Here is a 16,766-nt window from a genome sequence, read left to right on the forward strand (position 1 = left end):
TTATATAAGGAACGTTCCCATGTTCGATCTTTCCGGCCGCAAGGCTCTCGTCACCGGCGCATCGGGCGGCATTGGCGAAGAAATCGCCCGCCTTCTTCACAAGCAGGGCGCCATCGTCGGCCTGCACGGAACTCGCGTCGAAAAGCTCGAGGCTCTCGCAAACGAACTCGGCGATCGCGTAAAGATCTTCCCGGCGAACCTTTCGGATCGCGACGAAGTCAAGGCTCTCGGCCAGAAGGCGGAAGCCGATCTCGAAGGCGTCGATATCCTCGTCAATAATGCCGGCATCACCAAGGACGGTCTCTTCGTTCGCATGAGCGATGAGGACTGGGATGCTGTTCTCGAAGTGAACCTGACGGCGACCTTCCGCCTGACGCGCGAACTCACCCATCCGATGATGCGCCGCCGTTATGGCCGCATCATCAACATCACCTCCGTCGTCGGCGTCACCGGCAATCCGGGACAGGCGAACTACTGCGCCTCCAAGGCCGGTATGATCGGCTTCACGAAATCGCTGGCGCAGGAAATCGCCACGCGCAACGTGACGGTCAACTGTGTCGCCCCGGGCTTCATCGAAAGCGCCATGACCGGCAAGCTGAACGACAAGCAGAAGGAAGCGATCATGGGTGCGATCCCCATGAAGCGCATGGGAACCGGCGCCGAAGTGGCCTCGGCCGTCGCCTATCTCGCGTCTGCTGAGGCCGCCTATATGACGGGTCAGACGCTGCATGTGAACGGCGGCATGGCCATGATCTGAAACGATTAGCTGCCGCAGTCGCCGATTTAAGCCAATAGCGTGTTGAGCAATCACGAACGGTTGATTTTCTGGCTTTGCGGCAGACTTAAAGCATGTTAAGCGGGCCATGACTGTCAACAGTCGTCCCGAAAAAGCAGACGGACCGGCGGGCTTTTCGCAAGCCTGGGACTTCTCTAAAGCCGGGTAAACGAGTTTGCCGAGGATGTCTGAACGCATCGCAGGCTGAAACAGGGTAGGGGTGTCAGAAGGACATTCCGATCAGGACATAAGGTCGAGGAAACCGACATGAGCGATATCGCAGAACGCGTAAAGAAAATTGTTATTGATCATCTTGGCGTCGATGCCGACAAGGTCGTCGAGAGCGCCAGCTTTATCGACGATCTGGGCGCCGACTCGCTCGACACGGTCGAACTGGTCATGGCTTTCGAAGAAGAATTCGGCGTTGAAATCCCCGATGATGCCGCTGACTCGATCCTGACCGTTGGCGATGCCGTGAAGTTTATTGAAAAGGCTCAGGCCTGATACTGTGCATTCGAGAAAGGGCGGGCCAAGAGTCCGCCCTTTTCTTTTGAGCATGTTTCTCCATAAAACATAACAGACGGGGGAAAGCAGTCGATGAGAAGGGTCGTCATTACTGGTACCGGCATGGTATCGCCCTTGGGATGCGGAACGGAAGTTACCTGGTCCCGCCTGCTTGCGGGGGCAAACGGCGCCCGTCTCGTGTCCGAATTCGAAGTCGAGGATCTCCCTGCCAAGATTGCTTGCCGCATTCCCGTCGGCGATGGTTCTGACGGTACGTTCAATGCCGACGATTGGATGGAGCCGAAGGAACAGCGCAAGGTAGACCCTTTCATCATCTACGGCATGGCTGCCGCCGACATGGCGCTCAAGGATGCCAACTGGCATCCGGAAACCGATGAGGACCAGATCGCCACCGGCGTGCTGATCGGCTCTGGCATCGGCGGCATCGAGGGTATTGTCGAAGCCGGCTATACGCTGCGCGACAAGGGCCCGCGCCGTATCTCTCCTTTCTTCATTCCCGGCCGGCTGATCAACCTTGTTTCGGGCCAGGTCTCCATTCGCCATAAGCTGCGCGGCCCGAACCATTCGGTTGTTACTGCCTGCTCCACCGGTGCGCACGCCATTGGCGATGCTGCTCGTCTCATTGCGCTCGGCGATGCCGATGTCATGGTTGCCGGTGGCACGGAATCCCCGGTCAGCCGCATTTCGCTTGCCGGCTTTGCTGCCTGCAAGGCGCTGTCGACGCAGCACAATGACGACCCGCAGAAAGCGTCGCGCCCCTATGACAGGGATCGCGACGGTTTCGTCATGGGCGAGGGCGCCGGCATTGTCGTTCTCGAAGAGCTGGACCATGCGTTGGCACGCGGCGCCAAGATCTATGCAGAAGTGGTTGGTTACGGCCTTTCCGGCGATGCCTTCCACATCACCGCTCCGTCTGAAGACGGCGATGGCGCGTTCCGCTGCATGACCATGGCGCTGAAACGCGCGGGCCTGACGCCTGCCGATGTCGACTACATCAACGCCCACGGCACTTCGACCATGGCCGATACGATCGAGCTCGGCGCCGTCGAGCGCCTCGTCGGCAATGCGGCCTCGAAGATCTCGATGTCGTCGACCAAATCTGCGACCGGCCACCTGCTCGGTGCTGCCGGCGCCATCGAGGCGATCTTCACGACCCTCGCAATTCGGGATAATGTCGCCCCTCCGACGCTCAACCTCGACAATCCTGAGCGGGAAACCGCAATCGACCTCGTTCCGCACAAGGCTCGTGAGCGAGAAATTAACGTGGCGCTATCCAACTCGTTCGGATTCGGCGGCACGAATGCATCGCTCGTGCTGCGCCGCTACGTCGCGTAACAGACGGTTCACGACACGGGCGAACGTCAAACGGCGTCAGGAAGCGCGGCAGAACCTGTTTTTGCCGCATTACTTCGCGAAATAGCGAAGCGGGGCCAAGTTTTAGAGGATTGCCGGTGAGCGATACGACCAACCAGAGCAGCGACAACGGCCAGCCGGCGCAGAAGGGACCGATCATCCCGAAATCGCCGAGCGAAGCCCTGCGCCCGGAACGTGTCCCCGAGCCGCCGAAGCGCTCCAGGAATGCTCGCAGTCAGGTCATCCTCTTCCTGAATTTCGTAATGACCATGGCCGTGGTCGTCTGCATTGCCGGTCTCATCGGCTTCTACTACGCCATCACCGCGTATCAGAACCCCGGCCCGCTGCAGACGAACACCAACTTCATCGTCCGCAATGGGGCAGGCCTCGCGGAAATCGCTACAAACCTTGAGCGCAACCTGATCATTTCGGATGCCCGGGTCTTCCGCTATCTGACGGCCACGCACCTTACTGATGGCGAGAGCCTCAAGGCCGGCGAATATGAGATCAAGGCGCATGCGTCCATGAACGAGATCATGGAGCTCCTGAAATCCGGTAAGTCCATCCTCTATTCCGTCTCCTTCCCGGAAGGCCTGACGGTGCGACAGATGTTCGACCGCATGCTTGATGATGCGGTCCTCGAAGGCGACCTGCCGGCTGCCCTGCCGGCGGAAGGCAGCCTGCGGCCTGACACTTACAAGTTCTCGCGCGGCACCAAGCGCTCCGAAATCATCGACCAGATGGCTGCAGCCCAGCAGAAGCTTGTCGATCAGATCTGGGAACGGCGCGATCCTTCGTTGCTCCTGAAGAGCAAGGAAGAGTTCGTCACGCTCGCCTCCATCGTCGAGAAGGAGACGGGAGTGCCGGATGAGCGCGCACATGTCGCCTCCGTGTTCCTCAACCGTCTTGGCAAGGGAATGCGGCTGCAGTCCGATCCGACCATCATCTATGGTCTCTTCGGTGGCGGGGGCAAACCCTCCGACCGGCCGATCTATCAGTCGGACCTGAAGAAAGAGACCCCCTTCAACACCTACGTCATCAAGGGCCTGCCGCCGACGCCGATTGCCAATCCCGGCAAGGATGCGCTGGAAGCTGTCGCCAATCCCTGGAAGACGCAGGACCTCTATTTCGTCGCCGATGGCTCCGGCGGCCACGTCTTCGCGGCAACGCTCGAAGAGCACAATGCCAACGTCAAGCGCTGGCGCAAGCTCGAAGCCGACAAGGGCGCCGATCCCGAAATTGCCGTCGACGGGCAACCGGAAGACCAGCCGGCGGACAATACATCCGCAGTTCCGCCGAAGAAAAAGAAGATCAACTGATATCGGGAGGCCTTTGATGGCATTGCAGTCCATGACCGGTTTCGCGCGGCGCGAGGGAACGACTGGCCGCTGGCGCTGGGCATGGGAATTGCGCTCGGTCAACGGCAAGGGCCTCGACGTCAGATTGCGGCTTCCGCCCGGTCTGGAGCGCCTGGAAACCGATGTTCGCCGCATTGCCGGCGAGAATTTCAGCCGCGGCAACCTGCAGGCCTCGCTGGCGCTGACCTCGGGCGAAAGCCAGCTTGAAGCCGTGCTCAATCAGGATGCATTCGCTGCCGTTCTCGCGATGCGCGACAAGCTCGAAGGTCTTATCGATCCGGCGCCTTTGAGGCTTGATACGCTGCTTTCCATCCGAGGCCTCGTCGATTTCCGCGAGACGCAAGACAGCGAAGAGACGGTCGCTGTCCGCGATGCCGATATCATGTCGGGACTGAAGGCTGCGCTTTCCGATCTCAGGAGCATGCGTGAGCAGGAGGGAGCGGCGCTGGCGCGCGTGCTTCTTGGCCACGTCGCGACGGTCGAGGCGCTGACAAGCACGATCGAGGCCGATCCTTCGCGCTCGCCGCAGGAGATCGCGGCAAGGCTCTCCGCGCAGGTGGCACTCCTCATGGAAGGAACCGGCGCTCTCGACCGTGACCGCCTGCATGCCGAAGCGGCACTGCTCGCGACGAAGGCGGATCTACGCGAAGAGATCGACCGACTGAAGGCCCATGTCGCCGCCGCCCGCGATCTCGTGACAAAAGGTGGCCCGGTTGGCCGAAAGCTCGATTTCCTTGCACAGGAATTTAACCGAGAATCGAATACGATATGCTCGAAGTCGAACGCATCGGCCGTCACCGCAGCCGGGATCGAGCTGAAGGTGGTGATCGATCAGTTCCGCGAGCAGGTCCAGAATTTGGAGTAGGACATGAGCCCGGCGAAAATCTCGTCCATCCAGATCGCCCGTCGCGGTCTGATGTTGGTTATCTCGTCGCCCTCGGGTGCCGGTAAATCCACCATCGCGCGGACGCTTTTGGAAACGGACAAGCAGATCGGCCTTTCCGTCAGCGTCACGACACGTCAGCGCCGGCCCAGCGAAGTGGAAGGCATCCACTATCATTTCAAGACCGTTCGGGAATTCGAGCGACTGCGCGATTCCGATTCTCTGCTCGAATGGGCCGAGGTTCACGGCAATTTCTACGGCACGCCTCGCGAGCCAGTGGAACAGGCCATGTCCGAAGGCCGCGACATGCTGTTCGATATCGACTGGCAGGGCGCTCAGCAGCTGCAGCAGAAGATGCAGGCCGACGTGGTCTCGATCTTCGTGCTGCCGCCGACCATGACCGAGCTGCAGTCGCGCCTGCATCGCCGCGCCGAGGATTCCGAGGAGGTCATCCAGACGCGCCTGGCAAATTCCCGTGCCGAGATCGCCCACTGGCGTGAATACGATTACGTCATCGTCAATGATGACCTGAACGCTGCATTCGATGCCGTGCAGTCAATCGTCAAGGCCGAGCGCCTGCGCCGCGACCGCCGTCATGGCATGTTTGACTTCGTCCGCGAGTTGCTAGAGGAAACGCCGGTTCTCTAAAGCAATTCCAGTAAAACTGCGCAGCGGTTTTGCGTCGGGAATCGCGTGAAAACAAGGCGATAGAGCATCTCCGTGATTCGAAGAAAAACAGAAACGCTCTAAAGGCTGTTCGCCAGCCGGCAGAATTCTTCCACTGATAGCGTCTCCGCCCGCCTGGCCGGATCGATACCGGCTTTGACAAGCAGGCTTTCGCCGCCGATGGGCTTCAGGCTCTGGCGCAGCATCTTGCGGCGCTGGCCGAAGGCTGCCTGCGTTACCTTTTCCAGATTGGTAACGGAGCAGGGGATCGGGTTCTCGTTGGGTGTCAGGTGCACGACTGTCGAGGTGACTTTCGGCGGCGGCGTGAAAGCCTGTGGCGGAATATCGAATGCCATGCGGGAGTTTGTGCGCCATCCCGCGAGCACGCCGAGGCGGCCATAGTGATCGTCGTCCTCGGAGGCGACAATCCGCTCGCCGACTTCTTTCTGGAACATCAGTGTCAGCGATTGCCAGAAGGGCGGCCATGCCTTCGGCAGCAGCCAGTTCACCAAAAGCTGGGTGCCGACATTATAGGGCAGGTTGGCGATGATCTTGACGGGACCTTCAGGCGCCAGTGCCTCGAAATCGGTCTTCAGCGCATCGCCTTCTATGACCTCCAGCCGCCCGGGATAATGATCGGCGATCTCGGCCAGCGCCGGCAGGCAGCGCGCATCGCGCTCGACCGCGATGACCTTCTTCGCGCCAAGCGCGAGGATCGCCCGCGTCAATCCGCCAGGCCCAGGTCCGACTTCAAAGACGGTCGCATCTTCAAGCATGCCGGCCGTTCGGGCTACCTTCTGCGTCAGGTTGAGATCGAGCAGGAAGTTCTGCCCGAGCGCCTTGCGCGCGTCGAGGCCGTGGCGCTGGATAACCTCGCGAAGCGGCGGCAGACCGTCGAGTGCAGCCATTAACGATGGCTTTCCGCCGTGCGGCCGAGCTGCGCGCCGAGCTTGAGCGCGGCAACAAGGCTCGCCTCGCGCGCCAGCCCCTTGCCGGCAATCCCGAAGGCGGTACCGTGGTCGGGGGAGGTGCGTACGAAAGGAAGGCCGAGCGTCACATTGACGGAATCGTCGAAGCCGAGCGCCTTGGCGGGAATCAGCGCCTGATCGTGGTACATGCAGACGGCAACGTCATAACGTGCGCGCGCTTCGTCATGGAACATCGTATCGGCGGGGAGAGGGCCGATAGCATCGATGCCCTCATCGCGCAGGATCTGCACTGCCGGATGAATGATGGTCTCATCCTCCTTGCCGATGGCGCCGCCTTCGCCCGCATGCGGATTAAGTCCAGCGATGGCGAGGCGCGGAGAGGTGATCCCGAACCGCTGCTTCAGGTCCTTATCTGCGATCCGGCAGGTTTCGACGATCAGGCCGAGAGTCAATGCCTGCGGCACATCCTTGAGCGGAATGTGGATGGTAACAGGAATGGCGCGCAGTTTCGGCCCCGCAAGCATCATGACAGGCGTGATCGACTGACCGGTTGCACGCATGGCAAGGTCGGCAAGGAATTCCGTATGGCCCGGAAATTTGAATCCTGCTTCGTAGAGCACCGACTTGGCGATCGGATTGGTGACGACCGCAAGCGCCTCGCCCTGCATGACGAGTGCCACAGCCGTCTCGATCGAGGCGATCGTACCTTTCGCCGTCGCGACATGCGGCTCTCCTGCCGCAACATCGACGCCGGCCGGCATCGGCAGGACAGGTAGCGCTTCCGCAAAGAGAGCAAGACTTTCCGCGGCGTTGCCGACGCTGCGCAAGGGAATATCAAGGCCGAGTTGTCGTGCCCGCACGGCAAGCACATCGGAATCGCCAATCAGAAAGAATGGCGGCAACCCGAGCTCGCGTCTGCGAAGCCAGGCCATGAGGGTGACATCAGGCCCCACGCCAGCCGGGTCGCCCTGCGTCAACGCAAGCGGTCGCGAAAATGGTGTCGCCATGGAAAATCAGCGATAGATGATCTGCGCGTGCTTGCGCAGTTCATCCAGATATTTGGTGCTGTTTTCGTTTTCCGGCGCTGCGGACTTGTCCGACTTGGCCTTGTCGAGGTCTTCCTGACGGAACACCATTTCTGCGGCCTGGTCGTCCGAAACCTGGCGCTGGCTGCAGATTGCCAGATATTCCACGCCCTTTTCAGTCACGCGCGTTGCCGTCGTGTTGCCCTTGGTCTGTGCGACGAGGTCCTTCCACTCCGCCGGAATTTCCGGAGCCAGCATGCGGCCGAGATCGCGGACCGAAACGTCCCGCATGGTCGCAGCGAAAGTCTTGGCCTGATCGCAGCCCGGATATTTGGAACGCGATGCCTCAGCCTCGCCCTTGCGCTTGGCCGTAATCGCATTTCGCTTGGCTGGCGGGACCACGAAGATGACCTGCTGCAGCATGTATTCCGTCGTCACCGGCTTCTGCTTGTTGTTCTGCATCAGGCGGTTGACGAGATCGTAATTCGAGATACGTGCGCTGGAGCCGTAGCGGGCATTGACGATACGCGGCCAGCTCATCTGTACGGCAATGAAGTTCTTGAAGTGATCGACCCCGACGCCGGCACGGTCGAGGATCTGCCCCATCTGCTCGACGGAAAGCTTGTTGCTGGCAGCGAAACGAGCGAAGGAGGCGTTGACGTCGTCCTGCGAGACGGACATGCGCACGCGAGAGATTTCCTGCCGCTTCAGCGCCTCGTCGACAAGCTGTTCTTCCGCAGCCTTGGCATCGGGTTTCAAGCGCTGCAGGCGCATGAAGGCCTGTCGCTTTGCGACATCGCCGCTGGTAATGGCGGTACCGTTTACCACCGCCTTGACTTCGCTGGCGGCGAAGACAGGGCCGCTGAAGGCAGCAAGCATGAAGGCTGCGCCTGCAATAAGCGTGGTTACGGTTTTCTTCGCGTCAATCATCTGTTGACCTCCCGATAGCGCCGCACGATCCAGCGCGCGGCGTTCTTACCATACACTGAGACGACCGGAAATCGCTTCTCTTGCTCCGCGACACCCTATGCCTCACATAACGATTGGTCGCAATGTCCTGCACAGGCTTACGGCGAAAGAATGGCCCGGCCGGATATTTCCGGCCGCCCACATGTCGTCAGAGGTTATTCGCAGCGTCACCCGTTCCCAGGCGGATATCGCCGAGCGTGCGGAACGTCAGGCGTGCGGCGATCGTCCAGTCGCTTGCTGTCTGATCCGCGGTATCGCGGGCATCCGTATAGGCGATGGTGAAGATCGTGCACTCGTCCTCATAGGAGATGCCGAGCGTACGTCTCGTAACGACGTCGTTATTCAGATCCCAGGCAATGCCGCCGAAGATCGACCAGTAATCCTTGAACTTGATCCTGCTGCTCGCCTGAATCTCGTCTTGGTCGTCAGCAAAGCCGTATGCTGGCTGGGCGCTCACGTGCGTATAGGTGACCTGGCCTGAGAAGGTATCGTTCTGATAGGCCGTGATCAGATCGCCGCGATTGAAGGAGAAATCCTTTTCGTCCAAACGGTAGGATGCTGCCATCGACAGGCCGAAAGGCATTTCAATGCCGCCAAGTCCCACATAGTCGGAACGGTCGGTCTCAAGGCCAGAATCGGCGCCGACATTCACGAGGTCATCGGTCGCAAACGAGTTCTGACCGGCGAGCTGGTAGGATTGGCCGAAGATGCCACGTAGCTTGTATCCGCTGTCGAAGGTACCGGTGTACTGGAAACCCAGATTTGCTCGGGTTCCGCCCTCGATCCGGTCATAGCCGGAGAATCTGTCGCGATCAAAAAGGTTCGTTGCGTCGAAGACGAAGCTCTGCGCGTCTTCGTTCGGCAGCCGGCCTGCGAGCGGCTCATCGGGTCGCGCATAGACCTGGGCGATCGGCTCAAGAACATGCGTGCTGTTGCTGGTCGTGAACAGGATCGGATAGCGCATTTCCAGCCCGGCGGTGATCATTCCGCGCGTCGCTGCACTATCGTTGAGATAATTGCCAGCATACGGAATGCCGTTGGCGTCGACGGGGCTTTCCATGTTGAGCGCAAAAGCATCGCCACGCGCTGCAAGCAGCGGTGTGATCACCAGGCCTGTCGAGGTCACGAAGGTGCGCTTCCACTGCAGTTCCGTGCTTAGGCGGGTCGTCTGACCCTCGAGGCCGCGGAAGCGGTCGAAACCTGCGACATTGTAAAAGTCGTCGTGAGTGCGCGAAATATTGGTCAGATTGACATCGGCGGAAAGCTCACCGCCTGCAAGCGGCTGTGGTGCCACATAGTGATAATCGAGCGTCGGATAGACGATCGCCTGCTGCTTTTCCGCGGTGTTGTTGCGATCGGCGTCCTGGACGTCGAAATAGAAGGCGCGCAGGTCGAAATAATTCCGCTTGCCGAGACCCGTCAGAAAGACGGTGTTGGCATGCGGCGTGTCATCATAGCCGTCAATCTTGTAGGTGCGCGAGAAGTTGTTGTCGCTCTGCACCATAACATCCCAGCCGAAGCTCCAGCGGGGATTGATCCTGAAACGTCCCGCCGATGCGACCATGCCGCGCTGTTTGGCTTCGGCATCGCTTGTACCTTCGCTGAAATTGCTTGGGTTCATCTGATCGATGCCGGCAACGTGCATCGTCACCGTGCCATTTTCAAAGCGGCGGCGATATTCGCCCTCGAGCATCAAGCCCTGGGAGGTGTACCCGGTGCCCGTGACGGTGAAATCCGAACTCGGCGAGATGACGTAGTAATAGGGAACAGAAAGACCGTAGCCGAGATTCTGCGAAACGCTCATCGACGGGAACAGGAAACCCGATTTGCGCTTTACCGTATTATCGGGGACTTCGATCCACGGCAGATAGGCGAGCGAACGACCAAGCAGCTGGAAGCGCGCGTGCTCAAGCCGGATCGTGTGCTTCTCACTGTTCTGGATAACGCGTTCGGCCTTGACCTGCCAGAAAGGGGCACGCTCGGGCTTTTCGGCGCAGGGCAAGCACGCCGTATAGACGCCTTTGTTGAGAATCATCTGCGTGCCGCCGACGCGCTGGCCGGTTTCGGCAACGAGGCGGGTATTGTCGCTTGTCTCGATTCGCAGCGCATTCATGAAGCCGTCTGCGAAATTGTCGGTCACATCGAGGTGGTCGGCATAGATTCGGTTGCCGTCCGGCGTCACCATCTCGATGTTGCCGGTGGCCATCATGCGGCCGGTCTTCTGGTTATAGTCGACCTTCTGGGCGACCAGCTTGTAGCCGCCGTAATTGATCTGCACGCCGCCGATCACGGAGACGAGTTCCTGGTCCTTATTATAGACCAGCTCGTTCGCAGACAGCATCAGCTTCGCGTCCGGCGAGATATTCTGGCCGATCGCAGGCATGCCGGTATTGTTCTCCTGGCCGTAGGCCAGTGGAGCATTTTCGAAATAGGAACACAGAGTCGCACCTAAGAGCAGGGCAACCAACTGTTTACTAAAATTCTTGCGGTCGCCTACCGCCACTAGCCATCCTCCTGATGAAGCAGGATCGTTGCGCCTAAAGCGAGCGCTACGATCACTGGTATCCAAGTCGCCACAAACGGCGGCACGACACCGCTGCTTCCAAATGCCTTTACAAGCACGGTGACGACATAAAGCATGAAGCCTGAAAGGATTCCACCCAGAATCACAGAGCGTGACTGGTTGAACCGGCTAAATTTCAGGGACACTGTTGCAGCAATGAGAGTCATGGCCACCAAGAGCAGTGGCTGCGACAGCAACGAGTTGAATTGAGTCTCGAGCGCCTTCGTAGAGATTCCGAAGGATTTTGCAGCAGCGATACGGTTGGAAAGGTCAAAAAAACCAATTGTTTCCGGCGCAGTCAGCCGCTCCTTGATGAAGTCTTGCTTCAGATTGGTACGAAGCTGTTCCGAAGCCTTACGCACCGGGATTTCCCCAGGCTTGCGTTCGACAACGTTGTTAAGCTGCCAGTAACCATCTTCCAATTTGGCGGATGCGGCGTCCTGCCTCAGAATGACCTGACCGGTGGAATCGAAGTGGACAAGCACGGCGTCCATAAGCAGCGTGCCGTTCTCCAGCACCGTCTTGGCGCCGATGATGACATCGTCCCGGCCGCTGATCTGGCGCAGCCAGGGAACCTGGAGCGCCCTGATCATGGCATTGTCCTGACCGCGCCATGCCGTTTCGAATTGTGTCGCCTGCCTCTGGCCCCAGGCGGCGAGCGGATTGAGCGCCACCACCGTCAGCACGCCGAGAATCAGGGATCCGGCGATAAAAGGCAGCATGAACTGCCAGACCGAAATGCCGGCCGCACGTGTGACGACGAGTTCATATTTCCGATTTAGGCCGATCAGCACGGTGATGCCGACGAACAGCGCCACGAAGGGAATGGTCTGTTGCAGGATCAATGGCAGGCGGACGGCGGTGAGCAGCACAGCGCCGCCCAGCGTGTAGCCGGGGAAATTGGAGATGCGGCTTGCCGTCTCGCTGAAGTCGAGCAGAAAGGTGATGGCGCTCATGCCGATCAGGAACCACATCGTGGTTACCACGTACCGGCGGAAGAAATACCGCGACAATGTCCCGAATATCATTGCGAAGCGCCTCCGCCGGTCCGGCTTGTCGCGGTAAGCATCTGCTTCTGCGCGCGCTTCCAGAGTGTCGAGGTACGATTTCTGACGGCAAGCGGCATCGCGAGCCGCTTGTGCATATTCAGGAAAATAATCGAAACCAGGCTCGTCACGATCGGGATCGCATAGAGGATCGGGATATAGATCGCGCTCTTGTCGATCTGGTTGGCAACGTAAAATGCTGCCCAGCGCAATGCGAATGCGAGCCCCAGTGCGCCGATCATCGGATGCATTCGCGCTTCGCGATGTGATCGCGCATCCCCGGCTATGACAAGCGAGAAAAGCGCGAAAACAAAGGGAAGCATCCAGTCGGTCAGGCGCCGATGCAGTTCGGCGGCATAGCTGCCGGGCTTGGCGATGTAATCGGGGTCCTTCGGATCGGGATTGAGCAGGAAGCCGAGGTCGCGGTCGCTCGCGCGAAGCGTCGCCTGTCCGTTATTTTCCGTCATGTCCGAAAGATCGAAGGAATAGGAATCGAACTTGATGACGGAGACGTTTCCATCGGCCGTTTTGCGATGGACTTCGCCATCATGCATGATCAGCGACGTGCCGACATCATCCACGGCGCCTTCGCGCGCATAGTAGATGAGCTCATAATTCGGGTCGCGCTCGTCTGCGACGAAGAGGCCCTTGAGCGTACGGCCGGCAAGCCGCTGCGAGATCTGCACGTAAAGGCCTTCGTCGATCTTGCGGAAGGTCTTCTCCTCAATCACGGACGACAGAAGATCGGCATAGGTGGCGGCGATCATCTGCCGCACGACCGTCTTCGCACGCGGCTCGACGACATTGTCGACGAAGAACGAGAAAACGCTGATGAGGAGCGCGAGCAGCAGGATCGGCCGCGCCAGGATGCTGCGCCGGGCGCCGGCGGCATCGATCACGGTCAGTTCGGAATCGTTGTTCATCGTCGTCAGCGTCTGGGTAATGCCGATGACGAGCGCGAAGGGCAGCACGACGGGAATGATGGACGGCAGGATCAGCGTCGCAAGCGTGGCGAAGGAGCCGATCGACTGGCCGCTGTCGGTCACCAGGTTGATGCGCTGCAGGACCTGGGTGGTCCAGATGATCGCGAGCACCGGGAGAAGAGCCACGAGAAACATCTGGCCGACACGCCGTAATATATATGTCTCGAGTAGTTTCATGCTCGCCCTTGAACGCGCCTGCAGGTCGATATGATCAGCAGGAGATTCCCTCTACGCTGTTTGTCTCGGTTTTGCGACAAGTCAGTGTCAAAAATTCATTCAAATTTCAGAATTTTTTTGTTGCCGTGGCGACTCAGCAATTGCCATCAGCGCCGCGAATATGACGACCGAAGACAGCCATCCCAGCACGACGTCGGATAGATAATGTGCGCCGAAGGAGAGCCGCATCGCGGGGGTCAGGATGGAAACGGCAGCAACAGGGGCCACAAGCGCATAACGCACCGACTTCGGAACGAAGATGAGCAGGCAGAACAGCCAGCCCGCGCTCGCGGCCTCTCCGGATATGAACGAGCAGTTCGAAACGCATTTGCCGGCCAATGAACCGGCTTCGGCGAAATGCAGAGTACCGCCGAAAAAATCCGTCTGGACCGGCCGCGGCCGACCCCAGTGTTCCTTGAGGATCACATTAACGAGAAGAACGGGACCGATCAGCAGCGTACCAAGCGCCACCTTCAGATCGCGGGCGCGCGGCGCATTGAACGTCGCGCCATGCTGTTGATAACACTCCGCCAGTTTCCACAGCATCACCGCGGTCACTACATAGGGAACATAGAAGAACAGCGTGCGCAGCAGGCCGAGGATCGCTTCGCTCCGATAGGGGAAGGAGCCACAGATCTCGGTGGCCGGGGCTGACGCGCTACACGCCACCTGCACGAAAAAAAGCTGGGAAAAATAAATATCGATCCCGGGAAAGGCGCGGAACAGGGCCAATAGCAGCCACCAGACCCAGAAAAGCAGGATAAAGACCCCGAATGCCGTTTTCGGCAGGCGGATTGCCGGACCCCGCCATCGATTTTTCGAAAAAACTGTCAACGCAAACATCTACGAAAATGACGAAAACCTTTTGGCCTGGCGGCCGCGCGGAACATAACAACTGTCGCCGGCCATTGACAGACCCGTCAAACGCGAAATTATCCCCTGGCACGGATTTCATGAATCCCATCGGAGAAGACATGTCTGCAAAATTCGAAATTTCATTCTCAAAATCGGCAAAACTCGGCGGCGGCCTCGCGATTCTTCTGAAGACATCAGAGGCAGACACGGCGGCTGGGGCCGACATTGCCGATCCGGCGGGAGTGATCGCCAAGGCGTCGAAGATTGCACGCTTCTCGGCAAAGTCGCTGGCTGCCCTCGATCTTGTGGCGCCGGAAGGCGCGCCTGTCGACCGTATCGTCGTACTGGGCGTCGGCAAGCCCGCAGACCTCACCGTCCACGACTGGCTGAAAGCCGGTGGCAGTGCTGCATCTCGGATCAAGAATACCGAGAAGGTGACGATCTTCATCGATGCGCCGGGTGCGGACGTCAGCGCCAAGGCCGCGGCCGATTTCGCTCTCGGCATGCTGCTGCGCGCCTACAGTTTCGATATCTACAAGACGAAGAAGAATGACGACGAAGAGAAGCAGGCGAAGTCGGTCAAAGTGACGATCGTCACGGCCGATGCCGCTGCCGCCAAGAAAGCCTTCGCCGATGCCGAATCGGTCGCGGATGGCGTGAACCTCGCCCGCGACCTGGTCAACGAACCGCCGAATGTGCTCGGTCCGGTGGAGTTTGCCGCCAAGGCCAAGGAGCTGGAGAAGCTGGGCGTTGAGGTGGAAATTCTCACCGAGCGCGAAATGCGCCGTCTCGGCATGGGGGCGCTGCTGGGCGTTGCCCAGGGTTCCGTCCGTCCGCCGCGCCTCGCGGTCATGCAGTGGAAGGGCAGTAAGGGCAAGGATCGGCCGATCGCCTTCATCGGCAAGGGCGTCGTCTTCGATACCGGCGGCATCTCGATCAAGCCGGCCGCCAACATGGAAGACATGAAGGGCGATATGGGTGGTGCGGCTGCCGTCACCGGCCTCATGCACACGCTCGCCTCCCGCAAGGCGCCGGTCAATGCCGTCGGCATTATCGGTCTTGTGGAAAACATGCCCGATGGCAACGCCCAGCGTCCGGGCGACATCGTCACTTCCATGTCGGGCCAGACGATCGAGATCATCAACACCGATGCGGAAGGCCGCCTCGTGCTCTGCGATGCGCTCTGGTATTGCAACGACCGCTTCAAGCCACAGTTCATGATCAATCTTGCAACACTGACAGGCGCGATCATGGTCGCGCTCGGCAATAGCCATGCCGGTCTCTTCTCAAACGACGATCCCCTGTCGGCGCAACTGACGACCGCCGGCCTCGTGACGAACGAGAAGCTGTGGCGCATGCCGCTCGGCAAGGAATATGACAAGATGATCGACAGCAAGTTCGCCGACATGAAGAATACCGGCGGCCGCCTTGCCGGCTCCATCACCGCCGCGCATTTCCTCAAGCGCTTCGTGCAGGATACGCCCTGGGCGCATCTTGATATCGCCGGCACGGCGATGGGATCGGTACAGGACGAGATCAACCAGTCCTGGGGTTCGGGTTTCGGCGTACGCCTGCTTGATGAACTGGTCCGCTCGAACTACGAAACACGATGACGGAAATCCTCTTCTATCACCTCACCGAATCGAAGCTGGAAGACGCGCTTCCGCCGCTGCTCGACAAGAGTGTCGAGCGCGGCTGGCGGGTCGCCGTTCAGATGAAAGAGACTGCGCGGCGTGATGCGCTGGATCAGCATCTGTGGACCTATCGGGAGGATAGTTTCCTGCCGCATGGCACCGACGGAGGAGATTTCGCCGCAGATCAGCCCGTTCTCCTGACCGTCTCGGCTGGCAATCCGAATGCCGCCACCGTCCGCTTCATCGTCGACGGTGCAGAACCGCCGCCCGCTGCGGATTATGAGCGGATCGTCTTCATGTTCGACGGTTACGATCAGGAGCAGCTCGAGGGCGCGCGCGCCCAATGGAAGAAGCTTAAAGGCGAGGGGCACAACCTGACCTATTGGCAGCAGACGCCAGAGAGACGGTGGGAGAAGAAGGCCTGACGCCAGTCGTCAGGCGAGTCCCGCTTCCGCCAGGATCTTGTCGATGAAATCCTTCTTGGCACCGGTGTAGGCAGCGCGGCTTTCGGCAAATTTCTGCGCCAAGCCGATCTTCAGTTCTTCATAGGCAAGCGCGAGAGCGGGATCGTTTCGCAGCCTGTCGCGGAAGAAGATGTCCCGCCGCCAGTTGAAGCCCTGATATTCGACGACATGGGCGAGATGCGTGCGCGTCTCGCCCGTAATGCCGCGGCCGAAGAGATGGTCGTCGGCCACGATGTCTGCACCGGCATAGTCATAGCCGATCGCTTCCATCGGCTTGACGCAGTCAAGTCCATCGTCGAGACGGCGGACGCCGATGAGGATGTCGATGATCGGCTTCGCCTTGATGCCGGGGATGGCGGTGCTGCCGAAATGCTGGATGTCGAGCGCCAGGGGGCCCAGCGCCTCGCGGATTCTAAGTTCTTCCAGCAGATAGGCTTCCCGCCACCTCGCATTGGCGTCGGCAAGCCTGACCGTCAGATGCCGGACGCCCAAACCAAACGATTCATCCTGCTCCTGTTGCAT

General features: G+C 59.6%; 16 protein-coding genes. 8 read left to right on the plus strand and 8 right to left on the minus strand.

Going from position 1 to position 16,766, the window contains the following annotated elements; all coding sequences use genetic code 11:
- The first annotated feature begins 19 nt into the window (after positions 1-19).
- From fabG to gmk, 6 genes are all read left to right on the plus strand, one after another.
- Positions 20-757: a 3-oxoacyl-[acyl-carrier-protein] reductase gene (fabG, locus tag AC1DF8_RS16105; protein ID WP_018115544.1), complete on the plus strand. Its 738-nt coding sequence runs from the start codon at positions 20-22 to the stop codon at positions 755-757.
- 285 nt (positions 758-1,042) lie between these two features.
- Positions 1,043-1,279, plus strand: a complete 237-nt coding sequence (locus AC1DF8_RS16110) for an acyl carrier protein (protein WP_003547058.1) — start codon at positions 1,043-1,045, stop codon at positions 1,277-1,279.
- A gap of 93 nt (positions 1,280-1,372) precedes the next feature.
- The gene (gene fabF, locus AC1DF8_RS16115) at positions 1,373-2,635 is read left to right on the plus strand and encodes a beta-ketoacyl-ACP synthase II (protein ID WP_478154160.1); all 1,263 of its coding nucleotides are present in this window, start codon (positions 1,373-1,375) and stop codon (positions 2,633-2,635) included.
- A gap of 116 nt (positions 2,636-2,751) precedes the next feature.
- Positions 2,752-3,972, plus strand: coding sequence for an endolytic transglycosylase MltG (mltG, locus tag AC1DF8_RS16120; RefSeq protein WP_018115542.1), 1,221 nt, complete (start codon positions 2,752-2,754; stop codon positions 3,970-3,972).
- Between the two features lie 16 nt (positions 3,973-3,988).
- On the plus strand, positions 3,989-4,876 hold the full coding sequence (locus AC1DF8_RS16125) for a YicC/YloC family endoribonuclease (RefSeq protein ID WP_112544715.1): 888 nt from the start codon (positions 3,989-3,991) through the stop codon (positions 4,874-4,876).
- 3 nt (positions 4,877-4,879) lie between these two features.
- Positions 4,880-5,542 carry a guanylate kinase gene (gene gmk, locus AC1DF8_RS16130; RefSeq protein WP_112967993.1) on the plus strand — a complete coding sequence of 221 codons (663 nt, stop codon included), beginning with the start codon at positions 4,880-4,882 and terminating at the stop codon, positions 5,540-5,542.
- A gap of 98 nt (positions 5,543-5,640) precedes the next feature.
- Here the strand turns inward: gmk and rsmA are convergent, their stop codons facing one another.
- From rsmA to AC1DF8_RS16165, 7 genes are all read right to left on the minus strand, one after another.
- Positions 5,641-6,468, minus strand: a complete 828-nt coding sequence (rsmA, locus tag AC1DF8_RS16135) for a 16S rRNA (adenine(1518)-N(6)/adenine(1519)-N(6))-dimethyltransferase RsmA (RefSeq protein ID WP_113146164.1) — start codon at positions 6,466-6,468, stop codon at positions 5,641-5,643.
- Entirely contained in the window at positions 6,468-7,496 is a 1,029-nt protein-coding gene (gene pdxA / locus AC1DF8_RS16140; protein ID WP_478154161.1) for a 4-hydroxythreonine-4-phosphate dehydrogenase PdxA, read from the minus strand. The genes rsmA and pdxA overlap by 1 nt, the downstream gene beginning before the upstream one ends.
- Before the next feature lie 6 nt (positions 7,497-7,502).
- Positions 7,503-8,444 carry a SurA N-terminal domain-containing protein gene (locus AC1DF8_RS16145; protein ID WP_018115537.1) on the minus strand — a complete coding sequence of 314 codons (942 nt, stop codon included), beginning with the start codon at positions 8,442-8,444 and terminating at the stop codon, positions 7,503-7,505.
- A gap of 187 nt (positions 8,445-8,631) precedes the next feature.
- Positions 8,632-10,986 (minus strand): LPS-assembly protein LptD, encoded by a 2,355-nt coding sequence (locus AC1DF8_RS16150; RefSeq protein ID WP_478154162.1) that lies wholly within the window; start codon positions 10,984-10,986, stop codon positions 8,632-8,634.
- Positions 10,986-12,074, minus strand: a complete 1,089-nt coding sequence (lptG, locus tag AC1DF8_RS16155; protein ID WP_029616523.1) for an LPS export ABC transporter permease LptG — start codon at positions 12,072-12,074, stop codon at positions 10,986-10,988. Before lptG ends, AC1DF8_RS16150 begins: the two co-directional genes overlap by 1 nt.
- On the minus strand, positions 12,071-13,252 hold the full coding sequence (locus tag AC1DF8_RS16160; RefSeq protein ID WP_029616522.1) for an LptF/LptG family permease: 1,182 nt from the start codon (positions 13,250-13,252) through the stop codon (positions 12,071-12,073). The genes lptG and AC1DF8_RS16160 overlap by 4 nt, the downstream gene beginning before the upstream one ends.
- A gap of 99 nt (positions 13,253-13,351) precedes the next feature.
- Positions 13,352-14,125, minus strand: coding sequence for a phosphatase PAP2 family protein (locus tag AC1DF8_RS16165; RefSeq protein ID WP_183851041.1), 774 nt, complete (start codon positions 14,123-14,125; stop codon positions 13,352-13,354).
- Positions 14,126-14,265: 140 nt separating this feature from the next.
- Here AC1DF8_RS16165 and AC1DF8_RS16170 point away from each other — a divergent pair, with 140 nt between their 5' ends.
- Positions 14,266-15,759: a leucyl aminopeptidase gene (locus AC1DF8_RS16170; RefSeq protein ID WP_478154163.1), complete on the plus strand. Its 1,494-nt coding sequence runs from the start codon at positions 14,266-14,268 to the stop codon at positions 15,757-15,759.
- Entirely contained in the window at positions 15,756-16,205 is a 450-nt protein-coding gene (locus AC1DF8_RS16175) for a DNA polymerase III subunit chi (protein WP_113013947.1), read from the plus strand. Before AC1DF8_RS16170 ends, AC1DF8_RS16175 begins: the two co-directional genes overlap by 4 nt.
- Before the next feature lie 9 nt (positions 16,206-16,214).
- Here AC1DF8_RS16175 and AC1DF8_RS16180 read toward each other — a convergent pair whose 3' ends face one another.
- Positions 16,215-16,766: a GrpB family protein gene (locus AC1DF8_RS16180; protein WP_112968000.1), complete on the minus strand. Its 552-nt coding sequence runs from the start codon at positions 16,764-16,766 to the stop codon at positions 16,215-16,217.

This window comes from Rhizobium sp. 05N49 (assembly GCF_056396805.1).

Coding starts and splice junctions, on each gene's coding strand:
- lptG (WP_029616523.1), bottom strand. CDS start 12,074: ATGATATTCGGGACATTGTCGCGGTATTTCTTCCGCCGGTACGTGGTA.
- gmk (WP_112967993.1), top strand. CDS start 4,880: ATGAGCCCGGCGAAAATCTCGTCCATCCAGATCGCCCGTCGCGGTCTG.
- AC1DF8_RS16160 (WP_029616522.1), bottom strand. CDS start 13,252: ATGAAACTACTCGAGACATATATATTACGGCGTGTCGGCCAGATGTTT.
- AC1DF8_RS16110 (WP_003547058.1), top strand. CDS start 1,043: ATGAGCGATATCGCAGAACGCGTAAAGAAAATTGTTATTGATCATCTT.
- fabF (WP_478154160.1), top strand. CDS start 1,373: ATGAGAAGGGTCGTCATTACTGGTACCGGCATGGTATCGCCCTTGGGA.
- AC1DF8_RS16125 (WP_112544715.1), top strand. CDS start 3,989: ATGGCATTGCAGTCCATGACCGGTTTCGCGCGGCGCGAGGGAACGACT.
- AC1DF8_RS16175 (WP_113013947.1), top strand. CDS start 15,756: ATGACGGAAATCCTCTTCTATCACCTCACCGAATCGAAGCTGGAAGAC.
- AC1DF8_RS16145 (WP_018115537.1), bottom strand. CDS start 8,444: ATGATTGACGCGAAGAAAACCGTAACCACGCTTATTGCAGGCGCAGCC.
- rsmA (WP_113146164.1), bottom strand. CDS start 6,468: ATGGCTGCACTCGACGGTCTGCCGCCGCTTCGCGAGGTTATCCAGCGC.
- AC1DF8_RS16170 (WP_478154163.1), top strand. CDS start 14,266: ATGTCTGCAAAATTCGAAATTTCATTCTCAAAATCGGCAAAACTCGGC.
- pdxA (WP_478154161.1), bottom strand. CDS start 7,496: ATGGCGACACCATTTTCGCGACCGCTTGCGTTGACGCAGGGCGACCCG.
- AC1DF8_RS16180 (WP_112968000.1), bottom strand. CDS start 16,766: ATGCAACAGGAGCAGGATGAATCGTTTGGTTTGGGCGTCCGGCATCTG.
- fabG (WP_018115544.1), top strand. CDS start 20: ATGTTCGATCTTTCCGGCCGCAAGGCTCTCGTCACCGGCGCATCGGGC.